16 protein-coding genes are annotated in these 17,463 nt (G+C 60.1%); 5 read left to right on the top strand and 11 right to left on the bottom strand.

The annotated features are described in order from the left end of the window. Window positions 1-164: 164 nt before the first annotated feature. The 7 genes from QLG10_RS22350 to gcl all read right to left on the bottom strand — a co-directional run bounded on the left by QLG10_RS22350 (window position 165) and on the right by gcl (window position 8,621). Window positions 165-989: an ion transporter gene (locus QLG10_RS22350; RefSeq protein ID WP_282488042.1), complete on the bottom strand. Its 825-nt coding sequence runs from the start codon at window positions 987-989 to the stop codon at window positions 165-167. Window positions 990-1,010: 21 nt separating this feature from the next. Beyond that, window positions 1,011-1,925 (bottom strand): urea transporter, encoded by a 915-nt coding sequence (locus QLG10_RS22345; RefSeq protein ID WP_188265348.1) that lies wholly within the window; start codon window positions 1,923-1,925, stop codon window positions 1,011-1,013. Between the two features lie 137 nt (window positions 1,926-2,062). Then, the gene (pyk, locus tag QLG10_RS22340; protein WP_110746210.1) at window positions 2,063-3,478 is read right to left on the bottom strand and encodes a pyruvate kinase; all 1,416 of its coding nucleotides are present in this window, start codon (window positions 3,476-3,478) and stop codon (window positions 2,063-2,065) included. Further along, window positions 3,468-4,748: a glycerate kinase gene (locus QLG10_RS22335; protein WP_248677027.1), complete on the bottom strand. Its 1,281-nt coding sequence runs from the start codon at window positions 4,746-4,748 to the stop codon at window positions 3,468-3,470. The genes pyk and QLG10_RS22335 overlap by 11 nt, the downstream gene beginning before the upstream one ends. Window positions 4,749-4,903: 155 nt before the next feature. Further along, entirely contained in the window at window positions 4,904-5,797 is an 894-nt protein-coding gene (locus QLG10_RS22330) for a 2-hydroxy-3-oxopropionate reductase (RefSeq protein WP_282488041.1), read from the bottom strand. 131 nt (window positions 5,798-5,928) lie between these two features. Further along, window positions 5,929-6,711 (bottom strand): hydroxypyruvate isomerase, encoded by a 783-nt coding sequence (gene hyi / locus QLG10_RS22325; protein ID WP_008026777.1) that lies wholly within the window; start codon window positions 6,709-6,711, stop codon window positions 5,929-5,931. A gap of 134 nt (window positions 6,712-6,845) precedes the next feature. Continuing rightward, entirely contained in the window at window positions 6,846-8,621 is a 1,776-nt protein-coding gene (gene gcl / locus QLG10_RS22320) for a glyoxylate carboligase (RefSeq protein WP_020797010.1), read from the bottom strand. A gap of 268 nt (window positions 8,622-8,889) precedes the next feature. Here gcl and QLG10_RS22315 point away from each other — a divergent pair, with 268 nt between their 5' ends. Next, the gene (locus tag QLG10_RS22315; RefSeq protein WP_110746218.1) at window positions 8,890-9,330 is read left to right on the top strand and encodes a heme-binding protein; all 441 of its coding nucleotides are present in this window, start codon (window positions 8,890-8,892) and stop codon (window positions 9,328-9,330) included. A 187-nt stretch (window positions 9,331-9,517) separates the two neighbouring features. Then, window positions 9,518-9,976 (top strand): transposase, encoded by a 459-nt coding sequence (locus QLG10_RS22310; protein ID WP_282488040.1) that lies wholly within the window; start codon window positions 9,518-9,520, stop codon window positions 9,974-9,976. A 123-nt stretch (window positions 9,977-10,099) separates the two neighbouring features. On the opposite strand, the gene QLG10_RS22305 is transcribed toward QLG10_RS22310, so the two are convergent. Further along, window positions 10,100-10,705, bottom strand: a complete 606-nt coding sequence (locus tag QLG10_RS22305; RefSeq protein ID WP_033043606.1) for a TetR/AcrR family transcriptional regulator — start codon at window positions 10,703-10,705, stop codon at window positions 10,100-10,102. A gap of 134 nt (window positions 10,706-10,839) precedes the next feature. Between QLG10_RS22305 and QLG10_RS22300 the strand changes: the two genes are divergently transcribed. Next, a complete protein-coding gene (locus QLG10_RS22300; protein WP_282488039.1) occupies window positions 10,840-11,754 on the top strand; it encodes a DUF808 domain-containing protein in 915 nt (304 codons plus the stop codon). Window positions 11,755-11,861: 107 nt separating this feature from the next. Here the strand turns inward: QLG10_RS22300 and QLG10_RS22295 are convergent, their stop codons facing one another. Next, the gene (locus QLG10_RS22295; protein ID WP_282488038.1) at window positions 11,862-12,650 is read right to left on the bottom strand and encodes a VacJ family lipoprotein; all 789 of its coding nucleotides are present in this window, start codon (window positions 12,648-12,650) and stop codon (window positions 11,862-11,864) included. Next, on the bottom strand, window positions 12,643-13,941 hold the full coding sequence (locus QLG10_RS22290) for a hypothetical protein (protein ID WP_020797017.1): 1,299 nt from the start codon (window positions 13,939-13,941) through the stop codon (window positions 12,643-12,645). Before QLG10_RS22290 ends, QLG10_RS22295 begins: the two co-directional genes overlap by 8 nt. A gap of 223 nt (window positions 13,942-14,164) precedes the next feature. On the opposite strand from QLG10_RS22290, the gene QLG10_RS22285 reads away from it, so the two are divergent. After that, complete coding sequence (locus tag QLG10_RS22285; protein ID WP_282488037.1) at window positions 14,165-14,533, top strand: hypothetical protein; 369 nt, start codon at window positions 14,165-14,167, stop codon at window positions 14,531-14,533. Window positions 14,534-14,657: 124 nt separating this feature from the next. Here the strand turns inward: QLG10_RS22285 and QLG10_RS22280 are convergent, their stop codons facing one another. After that, window positions 14,658-16,253 carry a beta (1-6) glucans synthase gene (locus QLG10_RS22280; protein ID WP_282488036.1) on the bottom strand — a complete coding sequence of 532 codons (1,596 nt, stop codon included), beginning with the start codon at window positions 16,251-16,253 and terminating at the stop codon, window positions 14,658-14,660. 288 nt (window positions 16,254-16,541) lie between these two features. Here QLG10_RS22280 and QLG10_RS22275 point away from each other — a divergent pair, with 288 nt between their 5' ends. After that, a complete protein-coding gene (locus QLG10_RS22275) occupies window positions 16,542-17,393 on the top strand; it encodes a glycine betaine ABC transporter substrate-binding protein (RefSeq protein WP_008061176.1) in 852 nt (283 codons plus the stop codon). Window positions 17,394-17,463: the final 70 nt, after the last annotated feature.

The following is a 17,463-nucleotide window of genomic DNA, read 5'->3' as shown; positions in this document are numbered from 1 at the left end:
AGCTGCCGCAGGCTGCGATCTTTTGATTTTGATCTTCAAAAGCAAGATCAAAAGATCGCAGCCTGCGGCAGCTCCTACGGGTTATGTGTATTGAACGCGATACTAATTTGCCAGCGACTATAGCCGGCCCCGCATAGTCGTTTAAAGATTAAAAAGCTCTTTGCTTATTCCAGTTTCTTGAACAATGCATTACCGCAGCGAGAGCAGAACGCGGCGCCGTGTTCGTGGTGGTTTTTCTTGCACACCGGGCAGTCATGTTGCAACTGTTCGCCACGCATGGCGTTGGCCAGCTCGGCAGTGAAAATACCGGTGGGCACCGCAATGATCGAATAACCGGTGATCATGACCAGCGAGGAAATCACCTGGCCCAAGGGGGTCTTCGGCACGATGTCGCCGAAGCCCACGGTGGTCAGCGTCACGATGGCCCAATAGATGCCTTTGGGAATGCTGGTAAAACCGTGTTCCGGGCCTTCGATCACATACATCAACGTGCCGAACACCGTTACCAGGGTGCAGACACTGACCAGGAACACCACGATTTTCTGCTTGCTGCCGCGCAACGCGGACATCAGGTAGTTGGCTTGTTTCAGGTAGGGGCTGAGCTTGAGCACGCGGAAAATCCGCAGCATCCGGATGATCCGGATAATCAACAGGTACTGCGCATCGGCGTAGTACAACGCAAGGATGCCGGGCACGATCGCCAGCAAGTCCACCAGTCCATAGAAGCTGAAGGCGTAGCGCAGCGGCTTGGGGGAACAGTACAGGCGCAGGCCATATTCAATCACGAAGATGACGGTGAAGCCCCACTCGATATACGCCAGCACGTCGGCGTAGTTGCGGTGAACGGAGTCGATGCTGTCGAGCATCACGATCACCAGGCTGGCGAGGATGATCAACAGCAAAATGCCGTCGAAGCGTCGACCCGCCTTGGTGTCGCTCTGGAAAATCATGACGTAAAGGTCTTCACGCCAGTTTTTGCTGCTGTCCATGGAAAACGCCTGAATCGGGAATCAGCGCAGCCTAGGTTGATTCTCCCCAGAAGCGCAAGGCGTAGTGGCCCCTGTCGCCTTGCCGAGCACCTGAGCCACCGTACGAATCAGCCAGCAGGCGAGGATGAACGGCGCGGTCAGCGTGGGCAGGCCAACAGCGGCAAACATCGGCGTCAACAGCAGCGCGCAGGCAATGCCCACCAGTGGCAGCCACGGCTGCTGGCGCTGGGCGCTGAAGGCGAGGGCGGCGAGCACGGCGTTGTAGCCACCCAGGCCCAGCAGTGCGGTGTAGAAGTCGTGGTTGAGCAGGCTCCAACCCATGCCGGTAACAGACGCCAGCAACGCCCAGCAGAAGGCGCGACGATCAGCCACCAGCAAACCGGCGGCAATCATCGCACCGGCCAGCGGATGACCGAGGAACATCACCTGGCCGAGGCCCTTGAGGGGGGCGGCGAGCATGTTCAGCGTGCTGACTTCGATCAGGTGCGCCTCGGTCGAGGGCGTGGCGAAGCACAGCAACACCCAGCTCAACCCCACAAAGGGCGCCGTGTAGGCGGGCAGGTACTGGCTGAAGCGAGCGCGCTTGAGCCACTGTTGCGTGAGCATGGCACTCAGGCCGCCAGCAGCGAGGATCAGCAGTGGCAACATTGCTGACCATGGGAAATACAGACTCAGCAGCAAGCCAAGCAAGACGCCGTTGTAACTGAAGAGCCCGGCCTGGCGATCGGCCTTGGCGTAGCCGCGACGTTGCGCGGTGAGCAGCCCGGCGACGCCGCCAAGCAACGCACCGCCGAGCAAGGCGGGTGCGGTCAACAGAATGGCGAGCAGGCACGCCAGACCAAACAGCGGATGGCGTTGGAGGAATATCTGGCTGAAGCCGTTGAGCAAGGCTTCGGCCCAGTCGGGGCAGTGGGTGTTGAAGTGGTTGGCAGGCATGGCAAGGGTCGTTTCAGTACAGATCGTTCCCACGCTCTGCGTGGGAATGCCTCAATGGACGCTCTGCGTCTGCTCTGGGGACGCGGAGCGTCCCGGGCTGCATTCCCACGCAGAGCGTGGGAACGATCATGTAGGGGTTAAATCAATGTTTCGATACGTAAAGAGTTAGTCGACCCCGGCTGCCCAAACGGCACACCTGCAGTGATCAATAACGTATCGCCCCGCTGCGCCATGCCTTGGGCCTGGGCAATTTCCAGCGCCGTAGAGCACACCTCGTCCACCTGGCGCAGGCGATCGTTGACCACCGAGTGCACCCCCCATGCCACGGTCAGGCGCCGAGCGGTTTGCCGGTTCGGCGTCAGGTTGAGGATCGGCACTGTCGGCCGTTCCCGGGCCGCACGCAAACTCGAGGTGCCTGATTCGCTGTAGTTGACCAGGACCGCCACCGGCAACACGTTGCTGATACGGCGAATCGCGCAGCTGATCGCATCGTTAACAGTCGCTTCGGCTTTTGGCCGGCTCACGTCCAGCTGGGTCTGGTAGTCCGGGCCGTTTTCCACCTGGCGGATGATCTTGCTCATCATCTGTACGGCTTCGAGGGGGTATTCGCCAGAGGCGGTTTCCGCCGACAGCATCACCGCGTCGGCACCTTCGGCCACCGCATTGGCGACATCGGTGACTTCGGCGCGGGTGGGCGCCGGGGAGAAACGCATCGATTCGAGCATCTGCGTCGCCACCACCACCGGCTTGCCCAACTGACGACAGGTGCTGATGATGTTTTTCTGGATCTGCGGCACGCTTTCGGCCGGTACTTCCACGCCCAGGTCACCGCGAGCGACCATGATCGCGTCGCTCAATTCGGCGATTTCGCGCAACTGCGTCACCGCTGACGGCTTTTCGATCTTGGCCATCAGGAACGCCTTGTCACCGATCAGGGCACGGGCTTCGCGGATGTCTTCAGGACGCTGCACGAACGACAGCGCCACCCAGTCCACCCCCAGTTCGAGGCCAAAGCTCAAGTCGCGACGGTCCTTGGCGGTCAGCGGGCTCAGTTCGAGCAGCGCTTGCGGCACGTTCACGCCCTTGCGGTCCGACAGCTCGCCACCATTGAGCACGGTGGTGTCGATGGCGTCGGCATACTTGGTGACCACTCGCAGGCGCAGCTTGCCGTCGTCCAGCAACAGGTCCATGCCGGGCTCCAGCGCAGCGATGATTTCCGGGTGCGGCAGGTTGACCCGGCGTTCGTCACCCGGCGTGGCATCGAGATCCAGGCGCAGGGCTTGACCGCGATGCAGTTGGACTTTGCCTGCGGCAAATTTGCCGACCCGCAGCTTCGGCCCTTGCAGGTCCATCAGAATGCCCAGCGGATAATTCAGCTGGCGCTCGACTTCGCGGATCCACTGGTAGCGCTTGGCGTGGTCGGCGTGATCGCCGTGGCTGAAGTTCAGGCGAAAGATATTGACCCCGGCCTGCACCAGTTCACGAATGTCGTCGATCCCGTCGGTAGCGGGGCCGAGGGTGGCGAGGATCTTGACCTTTTTGTCAGGCGTCATGTTTAGGGCTCTCAAGAATCAGGATGGCGCGGAAGTCGTTGACGTTGGTGCGGGTCGGCTCGGTGACGATCAGTGCGTCCAGCGCCTCGAAATAGCCGTAGCCATTGTTGTTGTCCAACTCGTCGCTGGCGCTCAAACCGAGGGCCGCGGCACGGGCATAACTGTCCGGGGTCATGATTGCCCCGGCGTTGTCTTCGGAACCGTCGATGCCATCGGTGTCCCCGGCCAGGGCGTAGACGCCGGGCAAGCCCTTGAGGCTGTCGGTGAGGCTGAGCAGGAACTCGGCGTTGCGCCCACCACGGCCGTTACCGCGAACGGTCACCGTGGTTTCGCCGCCAGAAAGAATCACGCAGGGCGCCGCCAGCGGCTGGCCGTGCTGGACGATCTGCCGAGCGATACCGGCATGCACCTTTGCCACTTCGCGGGACTCACCTTCGAGGTCGCCCAGGATCAACGGACTGTAACCGGACTGACGGCACTTCACCGCCGCAGCTTCCAGTGATTGCTGCGGGCGCGCGATCAGCTGGAAGTGACTGCGGGCCAGGCTCGGGTCGCCAGGTTTCACAGTCTCTGATTCCGGGCTTTGCAGCCAGTTACGCACGGAGGCGGGCACGTCGATGGCGTAGCGCTTGAGGATTGCCAGCGCTTCGGCCGAGGTGCTCGGGTCGGCCACCGTGGGGCCGGAGGCGATGACCGTGGCGAGGTCTCCCGGCACATCGGAAATCGCATAGGTATAGACAGTGGCAGGCCAGCAAGCCTTGCCGAGGCGGCCACCCTTGATCGCCGAGAGGTGTTTGCGTACGCAATTCATCTCGCCAATGGTCGCGCCGGATTTGAGCAGGGCTTTGTTGATCGATTGCTTGTCGGCCAAGGTGATGCCTTCGGCCGGCAGGGCGAGCAGCGCCGAGCCACCGCCGGACAGCAGGAAAATCACGCGGTCTGTTTCGTCGAGGTCGCTGACCAGTTCCAGAACGCGTTTGGCAACGGCCAGACCGGCTGCGTCCGGAACCGGATGCGCGGCTTCGACCACTTCGATTTTTTCGCAGGGGGCGCCATGGCCGTAGCGCGTCACCACCAGGCCGGACACTTCGCCCTGCCAGCAGCGCTCGACCACCTGGGCCATGGCGGCCGCGGCTTTGCCGGCACCAATGACGATCACTCGACCGCTGCGGTCGGCAGGCAAATGGGCTTCAAGGACTTGCTGCGGGTGGGCCGCGTCGATGGCTGTGGCGAACAGCTCACGCAGCAATTGTTGCGGATCGACCGACATGGCGGGCTCCCGGAATTCTTGTTATTCGAAAGGGCAACTCGGTCCAGTGTGGGAGCGGGCTTGCTCGCGAAAGCGGTGGGTCAGTCAGCCAATATGTTGCTGACACTCCCACTTCGCGAGCAAGCCCGCTCCCACATTGGGGGTGGGGGCAGGGCTTAGTTCTTGTCGCGAATCGAGAAATTCGCCATGTGTTCCAGGCCCTTGATCAGTGCCGAGTGGTCCCAGTTGCTGCCACCGATGGCCGCGCAGGTGCTGAACACTTGCTGGGCGTTGGCGGTGTTCGGCAGGTTGATGTTCAGCTCCCTGGCGCCTTGCAGCGCCAGGTTCAGGTCCTTCTGGTGCAGGCTGATGCGGAAGCCTGGATCGAAGGTGCCCTTGATCATGCGCTCGCCGTGTACTTCGAGGATCTTCGACGAGGCGAAACCGCCCATCAGTGCTTCACGCACCTTGGCTGGATCGGCACCGTTCTTGGCAGCGAACAGCAGGGCTTCGGCCACGGCCTGGATGTTCAGGGCGACGATGATCTGGTTCGCCACCTTGGCGGTTTGACCGTCACCGTTGCCACCCACCAGGGTGATGTTCTTGCCCATGGCCTGGAACAGCGGCAGCGCGCGTTCGAAGGCATCGGCATCGCCGCCGACCATGATGCTCAGGGTCGCCGCCTTGGCACCGACTTCACCGCCGGACACTGGCGCGTCGAGGTACTGGGCGCCTTTTTCGTTGATCCTGGCCGCAAATGCCTTGGTGGCGGTGGGCGAGATCGAGCTCATGTCGATCACCACCTTGCCTTTGCCAAGACCGGCGGCAACGCCGTCGGCACGGAACAGCACGTCATCGACCTGCGGGGTATCCGGAACCATGACGATGATGAATTCGGCTTCCTGGGCGACTTCTTTCGGGTTCGCCAGGGCGACGGCGCCGGCGGCAACCAGGTCAGCAGGAGCGGCGTCGTGGTGCGCCGACAGGAACAGGCTGTGACCGGCTTTTTGCAGGTTCGCCGCCATTGGGTGGCCCATGATGCCGGTGCCGATGAATCCGATTTTAGCCATGAGAAAATCCTCTTTTTTGTGTGTCTCCCTGTAGGAGCTGCCGAAGGCTGCGATCTTTTGATCTTGATCTTGAAAAGCAAAGTCAAAAAGATCGCAGCCTTCGGCAGCTCCTACAGGGATGTCATGTTCAATTAGATCGCGTTATGGGTCTTGAGCCAGCCCAAACCCGCTTCGGTGGTGGTCAGCGGCTTGTATTCGCAACCGACCCAACCCTGATACCCGATGCGGTCCAGGTGTTCGAACAGGAAGCGGTAGTTGATTTCACCGGTACCCGGTTCGTTGCGCCCCGGGTTGTCCGCCAACTGCACATGGTTGATTTCGCCCAGGTGCGATTGCAGGGTGCGGGCCAGGTCGCCCTCCATGATTTGCATGTGATAGATGTCGTATTGCAGGAACAGGTTGGCGCTACCGACCTGTTCGCGAATCGACAGGGCTTGCGCCGTGTTGTTCAAATAGAAGCCCGGGATGTCGCGGGTGTTGATCGCTTCCATCACCAGCTTGATACCGGCTGCCTGCAGCTTGTCGGCCGCGTACTTGAGGTTGGCGACGAAGGTTTTTTCCACGGTGGCATCGTCAACGCCTTGTGGGCGGATGCCGGCCAGGCAGTTGACCTGGGTGTTGCCCAGCACTTGTGCGTAGGCGATCGCCAAATCGACACCGGCGCGGAACTCTTCAACCCGATCCGGCAGGCAGGCGATACCGCGCTCGCCCTTGGCCCAGTCGCCGGCCGGCAGGTTGAACAGCACTTGGGTCAGACCGTTGGCATCGAGCTTGGCCTTGATTTCGGCAGAGCTGAAGTCGTAAGGGAACAGGTACTCGACACCACTGAAACCGGCCTTGGCGGCCGCTTCGAAACGGGCAAGAAAGTCCTGTTCGGTGAACAGCATGGACAGGTTGGCTGCGAAACGCGGCATGGTGGTCTCCCGTAAATATGTGAGGGCGGCCCCTGTGGGAGCGAGCCTGCTCGCGAAAGCGGTGTGCCAGCCAACATTGTTGTTGGATTTGAAGCCGCCTTCGCGAGCAGGCTCGCTCCCACAAGGGGGAACGATCAATCGAGCAACGAAATCGCCGTTGGGGCGTCGTTGCCAACCAGCGCCAGGTCTTCGAATTCGTTGACGGCGTTGATCTCGGTGCCCATGGAAATATTGGTCACGCGCTCCAGGATGATCTCGACGATCACCGGAACCTTGAACTCTTCGATCATCTGTTCGGCCTTGCGCAGGGCAGGGGCGATGTCAGCCGGTTCGAACACACGCAGCGCCTTGCAGCCCAGGCCTTCGGCTACTGCGACGTGATCGACGCCATAACCGTTGAGTTCCGGAGCGTTCAGGTTGTCGAAGGACAGCTGCACGCAGTAGTCCATCTCGAACCCGCGCTGCGCCTGACGGATCAGGCCCAGGTACGAGTTGTTCACCACCACATGAATGTACGGCAGCTTGAACTGCGCACCCACCGCCAGTTCTTCGATCATGAACTGGAAGTCATAGTCCCCCGACAGGGCCACGACTTTGCGGTTCGGGTCAGCCTTGACCACGCCCAGCGCAGCAGGAATGGTCCAGCCCAGCGGGCCTGCCTGACCGCAGTTGATCCAGTGGCGCGGCTTGTAGACGTGCAGGAACTGCGCGCCGGCAATCTGCGACAGACCGATGGTGCTGACGTAGCAAGTGTCCTTGCCGAACACCTGGTTCATCTCTTCGTATACGCGTTGCGGCTTGACCGGCACGTTGTCGAAGTGGGTCTTGCGCTGCAGGCTGGCTTTACGCTGCTGGCAGTCTTGCAGCCAGGCGCTGCGGTTTTTCAGCTTGCCGGCAGCTTGCCACTCGCGAGCGACTTCGATGAACACGGTCAGCGCGGAAGCGGCGTCGGAGACGATGCCCAGGTCCGGGGTAAATACGCGGCCGATCTGCGTGCCTTCGATGTCGACGTGAATGAACTTGCGGCCTTCGGTGTAGACGTCGACCGAACCCGTGTGGCGGTTTGCCCAACGGTTACCGATGCCCAGTACCACGTCCGATTTCAGCAGGGTCGCGTTGCCATAGCGGTGCGAGGTCTGCAGGCCGACCATGCCCACCATCAAGGGGTGATCGTCCGGGATGGTGCCCCAGCCCATCAGGGTCGGGATGACCGGGATGCCGGTCAGTTCGGCAAATTCCACCAGCAGGTCGCTGGCGTCGGCATTGATGATGCCACCACCGGCCACGAGCAATGGGCGCTCGGCCTGGTCCAGCAGCGCCAGGGCTTTTTCCACCTGAACGCGGGTAGCGCTGGGCTTGGCCAGTGGCAGTGGCTGGTAGGCATCGATGTCGAATTCGATTTCGGCCATCTGTACATCGAACGGCAGGTCGATCAGCACTGGGCCTGGACGACCAGAGCGCATTTCATAGAACGCTTTCTGGAACGCGTAAGGCACCTGGCCCGGCTCCAGAACAGTGGTGGCCCACTTGGTCACTGGCTTGACGATGCTGGTGATATCGACAGCCTGGAAATCCTCCTTGTGCATACGGGCGCGGGGTGCCTGGCCGGTAATGCAGAGGATTGGAATCGAGTCGGCCGAGGCGCTGTAGAGCCCGGTGACCATGTCGGTACCGGCCGGTCCCGAAGTGCCGATGCACACGCCGATGTTGCCGGCCTTGGTGCGGGTGTAGCCCTCGGCCATGTGCGAGGCGCCTTCAACGTGGCGAGCGAGTACGTGATCGATGCCGCCGACCTTTTGCAGGGCGGAGTACAGCGGGTTGATGGCGGCACCGGGGATGCCAAAAGCGGTATCAACCCCTTCACGGCGCATCACCAGAACGGCGGCTTCGATTGCTCTCATTTTGCTCATGGTTTTGTGCCTCTTTACGTTTTGTAATTGTATACAAGTGGCTTTGCGCAGAGTGTATTCACGGCGGACGGCGCAGGTCAATCCATTTTCTCAAGCGCTCGTTTCATTCGTCGGAAGCCCGGTCTACTGTGGCTTTTCGTCGCATGTGGCGCTTTTCGAGAATTATTGTATACAAAAAAATAATCCATTGTGTTCTATTTGTTGCATCGGCCTGCGGCACAACGAAGCAGGCCACCGGCTTTCCGAAAAACAAAATGAGGACGGCACCATGAGCGCTTTAACCTTGAAAGTCGCAGTCAACCTGGTCAACGAGGCCATCAACGCCGCACGGGCAATCTCTGCAGCGCCGCTGGCCATCGTGGTACTGGATGCCGGCGGGCATCTGGTCACTTTGCAACGCGAGGACGGCGCCAGCCTGCTGCGCCCGCAAGTCGCCATCGGCAAGGCCTGGGGCGCCATCGCCCTGGGCAAAGGCTCACGCCTGCTGGCGCTGGACGCCCAACAGCGCCCGGCGTTCATTGCCGCGCTGAACAGCCTGGGACAGGGCAGCGTCGTGCCGGCCCCGGGCGGTGTGCTGATCCGCGATCAGGATGGGAATGTGTTGGGGGCGGTGGGGATTAGCGGGGATCTATCGGATGTTGATGAGCAGTGTGCGATCAATGCGATCGAGGCGCTGGGGTTGAGGGCGGATGCTGGGGTGGCTGCTTGATTGATGGTTGACTGAACTTCCGCCTTCGCGAACAAGCCCGCTCCCACAGGGGAATGCAATCCAAATGTGGGAGCGGGCTTGCTCGCGAAGGCGATCTAGCGGAAACATTAAGCCAAAAGTCTACGCTGCGATTTTGCAGTCGCTGATCTAACCTTTCCTTGATTTCAACATGAGGAAGGGCAATGGAATGCCTGAACTGTCGGCTTCACACCGCCTGCGTATCGGCCGATATACCGAGCAAAACCGCATCTACCTGCTGACTACCAATACCCTGAGGCGAGAACCTGTTTTCAGGGATTACACCTTGGGACGCTTGGTGGTCCACCAATTTAAGCAAGCACAGAATGATGGCTTCGCCGATTCCTTGGCCTGGGTAGTCATGCCCGATCATTTTCATTGGTTGATTCAGTTGAACAAAGGCTCATTGGGACAGCTGATGTGTCAAACCAAATCCTTGAGTACTCGAGCAATCAATGCGGCAAGTGGCAGAACAGGCAGTCTCTGGCAGCAGAGTTTCCATGATCATGCTTTGCGCAAAGAAGCAGATCTGGTGAAATTGGCTCGATATGTGGTGGCCAATCCGTTGCGGGCTGGATTGGTTGAGAAACTCGGCAACTACCCATTGTGGGATGCAATCTGGGTTTGACAGGTGTAACGAGTTGTCTTCATTCGCGAGCAAGCCCGCTCCCACATTTGACCGCTTTCTTCCTAGCGAAACTCGATCAAATGTGGGAGCGGGCTTGCTCGCGAATGGTCGCGCCGCGGTGTATCAGTCCGGCTCACATCCCTTGAGCACCAGCCGGATAATCGTCTGCGCCGCCGCTTCATAATCCTCTTCATCCAGCTTGGCCTTGCCCGTGATGGCGGTGATCTGCCAGTCGAAGTCGGCGTAGGTCTGGGTCGCGGCCCAGATGCTGAACATCAGGTGGTTGGGGTCGATTGGCGCAATCTGTCCACGATCGATCCAGGTCTGGATGCAATCGATGTTGTGCTTGGCCTGGCCGTTGAGCTGTTCGACCAGGTCGGAACTCAGGTGCGGCGCGCCATGCATGATTTCGCTGGCGAAGACCTTGGAAGCGAAGGGCAGGTCGCGAGAGATGCGGATTTTCGAGCGGATATAGCCGCTCAGCACTTCACTGGGCACGCCGTCGGGATTGAACGGTGTCGAAGCCTGCAGAATCGGTTCGATGATGCTTTCCAGGACCTCGCGATAGAGGTTTTCCTTGGATTTGAAGTAGTAGTAGACGTTGGGCTTGGGCAATCCCGCCTTGGCTGCGATATCACTGGTTTTGGTCGCAGCGAAGCCCTTGTCGGCAAATTCTTCGCTGGCGGCACGCAGGATCAGTTGTTTGTTGCGCTCGCGGATGGTGCTCATAAACCAGGGGGTTCCTTGCCTGTACTGGCGGTGGCGCATGGTAGCACCGGCCTTCGGCGAGGCTCAAGAATGCTCCGTGCGGCGTCAGGCCGCGCTATGCTGCACGGCATTCATTCAAGAAGGAAAGCCGATTCATGGCAGGAAGCAGTTTGCTCGTGCTGATCGACGACATCGCAGCCGTACTGGACGATGTGGCGTTGATGACCAAAATGGCCGCCAAGAAGACCGCCGGTGTGCTGGGCGATGATCTGGCGCTCAATGCCCAGCAGGTCAGCGGCGTGCGTGCCGATCGGGAAATCCCGGTGGTCTGGGCGGTCGCCAAGGGCTCGTTTATCAACAAGCTGATCCTGGTGCCGTCGGCACTGGCCATCAGCGCATTCATCCCGTGGCTGGTCACGCCATTGCTGATGTTGGGGGGCGCTTACCTGTGTTTCGAGGGGTTCGAAAAGCTCGCCCATAAATTCCTCCACAGCAAGGCTGAAGACCAGGCCGAACATGCCGAACTGGTCGAGGCAGTGGCGGACCCGGCGGTCGATCTGGTGGCGTTCGAAAAGGACAAGATCAAGGGCGCGATCCGCACCGACTTCATCCTCTCGGCGGAAATCATCGCCATCACCCTCGGCGTCGTGGCCGATTCGGCGCTGACCCAACAAGTGGTCGTGCTCTCGGGCATCGCCATCGTCATGACGATCGGCGTCTACGGGCTGGTGGCCGGCATCGTCAAGCTCGATGACCTGGGCCTGTGGCTGACCCAGAAGCCGGGGCAGATGGCCAAAAGCATCGGCAACGGCATCCTGCGCGCGGCGCCGTACATGATGAAAAGCCTGTCGGTGATCGGTACGGCGGCCATGTTCCTGGTCGGTGGCGGCATCCTCACCCACGGTGTTCCGGTGGTGCATCACTGGATCGAAAGTGTCAGTGCGGGGGCGGGCGGTGCCGGGTTTATCGTACCGACGCTGCTCAATGGGGTGGCGGGGATTGTGGCGGGGGCGGTGGTGTTGGTGGGGGTTATGGCCGTCAGCAAGATCTGGCGAGCAGCCAAAGGTTAAAGCTGTAGGAGCCAGCTTGCTGGCGATTAGCGCTTGAGTCTTGTGTAGACCTTTCGAGCGCTATCGCTGGCAAGCCAGTTCCTACAGGGTGTTTGTGGCCGATGGTATTACTCGGCGATCTGCAATTTGCGCGACTCGGTGTACACGTACCGCACTTTCTCGTACTCGAACGGCGAGTTCAGTTGGCCATAACGGAAGCTGGTCTGGTTGCGTTTGTCGATGCCGCGCAGGATCCAGACTTCTGGATGGTTGGAGCTGACTTCGGACACGTTGAGGAAGTTGATTGCATTCTCGGCGCTGAAGTCGACTGCCAGCCCGCCCGTGTCACGCAGGTTGGACGGTCCCAGGATCGGCAGTACGAAATAGGCGCCGCCCGGTACACCATAGAAGCCCAGGGTCTGGCCGAAGTCTTCGTTCTGACGCGGCAGGCCCATGGCGGTGGCCGGGTCCCACAGGCCGGCGACGCCGACAATGGTGTTAAGCAGGAGCCGACCGGTGATTTCCATCGAACGCTGGCCCTTGAACTGCAACAGGCTGTTCAGCAAGTTCGGTACATCGCCCAGGTTGTTGAAGAAATTGCTGACGCCAGTGCGCAAGAAGCTCGGCGTGATATAGCGATAGCCGTCGACCACCGGCAGGAACACCCACTGATCGAACCGGTAGTTGAAGTGGTAGACACGGCGGTTCCACTGCTCCAGCGGGTCGTAGACATTCAGGGCGCCGAGTGTCGAGCGTTCGAATTCGCGCTGGTCCAGGCCCGGGTTGAACTTGAGTTTGCTCAGGGGTTCCTTGAAACCGTCGCTGTCGATGACGACAGGGGCGTTGGCTTTGCTGTTATCTGCATGGGCAATGCCTGCACTGAGTAACGCGGCGATAAGCAGGAGGTATTTAGCCACGGAAGAACTCCAGCATGGCGTCGCTGTTGACGCGATAGTTAAGGTTGCCGCAATGGCCGCCCAGCGGGTAAACGGTCAGGCGATCGCCAAATGTCTTGCGCAGGAAACCCAGGTCTCCAGGGCCGAGAATCACATCGTCGGCATTGTGCATCACGGCGATTTTCGGGCTGTCATGCAGGTAGTCCTTCAGTGCATACAAGCTCACCTGGTCAATCAGTTGCAGCAGGCTGCCGCCGTCGGTGCGGGCGCGCCACATCGGGATGACCTGTTCAGTGATGTAGCAGTCGAAATCGCACTGCAGTGCTCGCTTGAAGTACGGCGAGAGGCTGGTGCCTTCGGTGATGGGCGTCTTGGGCGGAGTGATCAGGCCACGACGGTTGATCAGGTCCGACGTAAAGGCGATATCGGCGGCTGAAAAGCGGAACGAGGTGCCGATGAGCATGGCCATCTGTTCGTTGCTCAGGTGCTGCTTGGACTGCTGGAAGTCGTAGAGCAGCGCGTCGTTGAGATCGATGTAGCCCTTCTGCTGGAAGTAACGGGTCAGTTTGTTCAGCACCAGCTCATAGAACGTGGTGGTGTTGGTGATGCCCTTGACCTCGGTCTGGACCAGTCGGTCCAGGTTGGTGATCGAGGTGTAGAGATTGACCGGAGGATTGAGCAGCAGCACTTTCTTGAAGTTGAAGCTGCGGCGGGTTTCGTCCAGGTGCGCAACGAATGCCGCATCCAGCGCGCCCAGGCTGTAGCCGGTCAGGTAGTAATCGGTCACCGGCAGTTTAGGGTTTTGCGCCCGCACCGCCTGCATCACCCGATACATGTCTTCGGCGTCGTCCTTGGTGATACCGGGCGTGGCAAAGCGTGAGGCGGCGCTCATGAAGTCGAAGCTGGTGGGCGACGACAATTGCACCACGTGGTACCCGGCCTTGTAATAAAGCTTTTTCAAGTATTCGTTAAGGCTGCTGTCATAGCGCGCGCCCGTGCCGGCGATCAGGAAAATCAACGGCGCGGCTTTATCCTGGGTGGCAATGCGATAGGTGAGCTTCTTCACTGGCCAGAAGTTGTCAGGCAGTTCGAATGCGCGTTCCGGGCGCAAGGTGACGCTGCGATCGGCCTGATCGATGTCGTCGTCCAGAGGCAGCTCGGGGCGCAAATCCGGCGGCGTCGTGGCAATCGTTGCCTCGAACGGGTTGGTCAAGGGGTAGCCATAACTGGCAGCGTCGATATCGACCGCCAGTGCGGACGCACTCAAGATAAGGCCGCCAAACAGGGCGGCGAAGCGCAAGGAACGGAGCATGACTAGATCCCTTAGAGAAGGTGCCGAATGAAGTTCGCAGGCTATGACCACTGGATCCGGGCCAAAGTGCCACGCATCGGCACCAAACAGGCCTTAATTCCGAGTAATAGTAGCGCGACGATACACTTTGCAGTGATTGAATGACCAGTTATCAGTTGTTATTGCTTGCGTCGGGCTGCCGGGGGATTAAGCTGGCCGCCGTTTTTGCGTATTGGAGCGCCCCATGTCCCGCCGTCTGCCCGTGATTCTGTTGCTTGTCCTGTTGCCACTCTGGCTGGCCGCCAGCTATGGCGCGCGTTATGGCTTCATGGAAGATGCGCAGTGGGTCGGTATTTGCGTGGATGAGGCAAGCCGTTGGGAATGCCAGGTGCGTTCGAACCTGGGGCTGATGATTCACTTCCAGGTATTGGGCTGGGGCGCGTTGGCTGCCGCCGTGATCGGCTTTGTGCTGCCCGGGCGGGCAGGCTGGTGGTTGGCGGTGCTGGCGCTGGTGTTCGGGTTTCCGGCATTGGCGTTGTACAACACGACGATGGCGGTGTTTGCGGTGGTGATTGCGGGGTTGCGGTTGGTCAGGGCCTCCCGTAGCACGTGATAGTGAGCTTTCGCGAGCAGGCTCGCTCCCACAGTAGATTTTCAATGAACACAGATTTTGTGTACTGCGAAGATCACAATGTGGGAGCGAGCCTGCTCGCGAAGAGGCCGGATGCAGCGCCAAATCAGCCCTTGCGAACCCGCAAGCTGCGCCACAACGCCGCTACCATCAATCCACTCACCGCCGCCCAACCCCAGGCCTGCTGGTTGTGCAAACCTTCCTGATAAAGCTGAGGTGCAATACCGGCGCCAATGATGAAGGTCAGCAAGGCAATCTCCCGACGCGGCACACTGACCGGGCGGCATAGATAAACCAGCGCCGGCACGATGAACGCAACGCTGGGGAAGCTGCGATAGCGCGGATCAAATACCAGTTCAAGCATCGTTACCGCCGCGGCAAATCCTGCCACTGCCAGTATCCAGCCAGCGCGGCGCTCCAGCGCATTGAACGCCCAGCCACGCCAACCGGAGCGAGGACTCAAGGTTAGCGCGGCGTGGGCCAGCACCAGCACATTCAACGCGGTCAGCAACGCGACCCACAACCATTCGCTGGTAAAGCGCGTGGTGACCCGTGCCAGGTCGCCCCAGGCGCCTATCGCGCAAGCCGCCAGTGCACCGAGCAGTGGCAGGACCAGGGCAGAGCGCGTGTTGTTCACGCGTCCGCCAAGAAACAGTGTGCCAAGGAAGATGAACCCACCCACCACCAGCCACTGCGACCAGTACGGCACATTGGTCACCGGTCCTGCGAGCACGCCCTTGTCCTGGCGATCGGCATCGAACAGTCCCCAGTAACCGCCGACCGCGCCCTCGCTGGCACGTTTCCACGGCTGGTCGAAGGCTTCGATGAGGTTGTAGTGCCAACCATTTTGTTCGGCCATGGCGACAAAACCACGAATGAACCTGGCTTCGTTGACCCGGCTCGGCAGGGCGGTTTCACGCTGGCGGCCTTCGCTTGGCCAGCCGGTTTCGCCAATCATCACGTCCTTGGGTGCGAACTTGTTGCCGAACACCTGGCGCACTTGCGCTACATGTTGCAGTGCGGCATCGATGTTCGACGGATCATCTTCCCAGTAAGGCAGCAAATGGATAGTCAGGAAGTCCACGGCCGGTGCGATCTCCGGGTGCTTGAGCCAGAACTCCCAGACATCGGCATAGGTAACGGGTTGCTTGACCTGGCTTTTGACCTTGTTGATAAGCCTGACCAACTGAGCGCCGGTGACTTCCTTGCGCAGCAGGGTTTCGTTGCCGACGATCACAGCACTGACCACGTCTGCGTTGGCGTTGGCCGAGGCGATCAGCAGGTCGACTTCTTTTTCGGTGTCCGCCGGGTTGCTGTTGATCCAGGCGCCGATCATCATTTTCAACCCATGCTTGCGCGCCAGATCGGGTAGCGCCTCGAGCCCCGTCATCGAGTACGTGCGGATGCATTCGAAGCGCGTTGCCAGCAGTGCGAGGTCCGCATCCATGCGCTCGGGACGCAGGTTGAATGGCACGTCGAATGGCGACTGGTCCTTGTCGAACGGGGTGTAGGAAGCGCATTGCAGCTTGTGCGTGGCACTGGCGACGTCCGGCAGGATCACCGGTTTGCCCAGGCCATACCAGAAGCCGCCGAGGGCAAACAGCCCCAGCAGGCAAGCAAATAGATAAGCAAAAAAAGGAAAACGGGATGTCGCGGACATGGTCAGGCCGTGTGGGAGCAAAGCGGCGCATGTTACCTGCATTTATCTCCCGCTTGGTGGCCTGCATGATTTTGACATGCAAAGTTCGGGCGGATTGCCCGGAACGGTTGTCTGGCGCGGGATTAATGGCGTTCTGATGTCGTTTCTCGCTGCCTTGAGGTCGCTGGCAGAGCAGGTCGCCGATAGCGTCAGGTTGATGATCGCAACTGTCAGTACTCCACTGATGATCGAACGAGTTTGCGGTGGGGCGTGATGGGGGCGCTGTGCACTATAACTATACGTTGACGCGACTCGGCATCCGTCGAGCGCAGCACTTTCGGGGAAGTAACGATGAAGATGCGACGACTTTTAGGCGCAGGTGCCGCTCTGGTGCTTGCGATGGGCTCCACATTCGCCAATGCCGAGAACAAGACCCTGAGCATCGGCTACGTTGACGGCTGGTCCGACAGCGTTGCTACCACTCACGTGGCCGCTGAGGTGATCAAGCAGAAGCTGAATTACGACGTGAAGCTGCAAGCCGTCGCCACCGGGATCATGTGGCAGGGCGTGGCCACCGGGAAACTCGACGCCATGCTGTCGGCCTGGCTGCCAGTGACCCACGGCGATTACTGGGCCAAGAACAAGGACCAGGTCGTCGACTACGGTCCGAACTTCAAGGACGCCAAGATCGGCTTGATCGTGCCGGAGTACGTCAAGGCCAAGTCGCTTGAAGACCTGAAGACCGATGACAGCTTCAAAAAACGCATCGTTGGCATCGACGCCGGTTCAGGCGTGATGCTCAAGACCGAGCAGGCGATCAAGGACTACGACCTGACCGGTTATCAACTCAAGGCCAGTTCCGGCGCCGGCATGATTGCCGAGCTGACCCGCGCCGAGAAGAAAAACGAATCCATCGCCGTGACCGGCTGGGTGCCGCACTGGATGTTCGCCAAGTGGAAACTGCGCTTCCTGGAAGACCCGAAAGGCGTGTACGGCGCGGCTGAAACCGTGAACAGCATCGGCAGCAAAGAGCTGGCGACCAAGGCACCGGAAGTGGCCAAGTTCCTGAAGAACTTCCAGTGGGCTTCGAAAGACGAAATCGGCGAAGTCATGCTGGCGATCCAGGAAGGTGCCAAGCCTGAGGCAGCGGCGAAGGATTGGGTAGCCAAGCACCCGGAGCGCGTGGCTGACTGGATCAAGTAATAGCTGCACCGCCGTACCCTGTGGGAGATTCTATGGTTGAGGTGAAGCCCTCAACTTGTTTTCGGTTGGT

The sequence above is a fragment of the Pseudomonas sp. V98_8 genome (assembly GCF_029967975.1).
GTDB lineage: Bacteria > Pseudomonadota > Gammaproteobacteria > Pseudomonadales > Pseudomonadaceae > Aquipseudomonas > Aquipseudomonas umsongensis.
Note: the sequence above shows the minus strand (reverse complement) of the source record. Positions and strands in the feature narration are given on the sequence as shown.

Coding starts and splice junctions, on each gene's coding strand:
- QLG10_RS22275 (WP_008061176.1), top strand. CDS start 16,542: ATGAAGATGCGACGACTTTTAGGCGCAGGTGCCGCTCTGGTGCTTGCG.
- QLG10_RS22335 (WP_248677027.1), bottom strand. CDS start 4,748: ATGTCGGTCGATCCGCAACAATTGCTGCGTGAGCTGTTCGCCACAGCC.
- QLG10_RS22285 (WP_282488037.1), top strand. CDS start 14,165: ATGTCCCGCCGTCTGCCCGTGATTCTGTTGCTTGTCCTGTTGCCACTC.
- gcl (WP_020797010.1), bottom strand. CDS start 8,621: ATGAGCAAAATGAGAGCAATCGAAGCCGCCGTTCTGGTGATGCGCCGT.
- QLG10_RS22310 (WP_282488040.1), top strand. CDS start 9,518: ATGCCTGAACTGTCGGCTTCACACCGCCTGCGTATCGGCCGATATACC.
- QLG10_RS22305 (WP_033043606.1), bottom strand. CDS start 10,705: ATGAGCACCATCCGCGAGCGCAACAAACAACTGATCCTGCGTGCCGCC.
- QLG10_RS22350 (WP_282488042.1), bottom strand. CDS start 989: ATGGACAGCAGCAAAAACTGGCGTGAAGACCTTTACGTCATGATTTTC.
- QLG10_RS22280 (WP_282488036.1), bottom strand. CDS start 16,253: ATGCAGGTAACATGCGCCGCTTTGCTCCCACACGGCCTGACCATGTCC.
- QLG10_RS22315 (WP_110746218.1), top strand. CDS start 8,890: ATGAGCGCTTTAACCTTGAAAGTCGCAGTCAACCTGGTCAACGAGGCC.
- QLG10_RS22300 (WP_282488039.1), top strand. CDS start 10,840: ATGGCAGGAAGCAGTTTGCTCGTGCTGATCGACGACATCGCAGCCGTA.
- QLG10_RS22330 (WP_282488041.1), bottom strand. CDS start 5,797: ATGGCTAAAATCGGATTCATCGGCACCGGCATCATGGGCCACCCAATG.
- QLG10_RS22345 (WP_188265348.1), bottom strand. CDS start 1,925: ATGCCTGCCAACCACTTCAACACCCACTGCCCCGACTGGGCCGAAGCC.
- QLG10_RS22290 (WP_020797017.1), bottom strand. CDS start 13,941: ATGCTCCGTTCCTTGCGCTTCGCCGCCCTGTTTGGCGGCCTTATCTTG.
- pyk (WP_110746210.1), bottom strand. CDS start 3,478: ATGACGCCTGACAAAAAGGTCAAGATCCTCGCCACCCTCGGCCCCGCT.
- hyi (WP_008026777.1), bottom strand. CDS start 6,711: ATGCCGCGTTTCGCAGCCAACCTGTCCATGCTGTTCACCGAACAGGAC.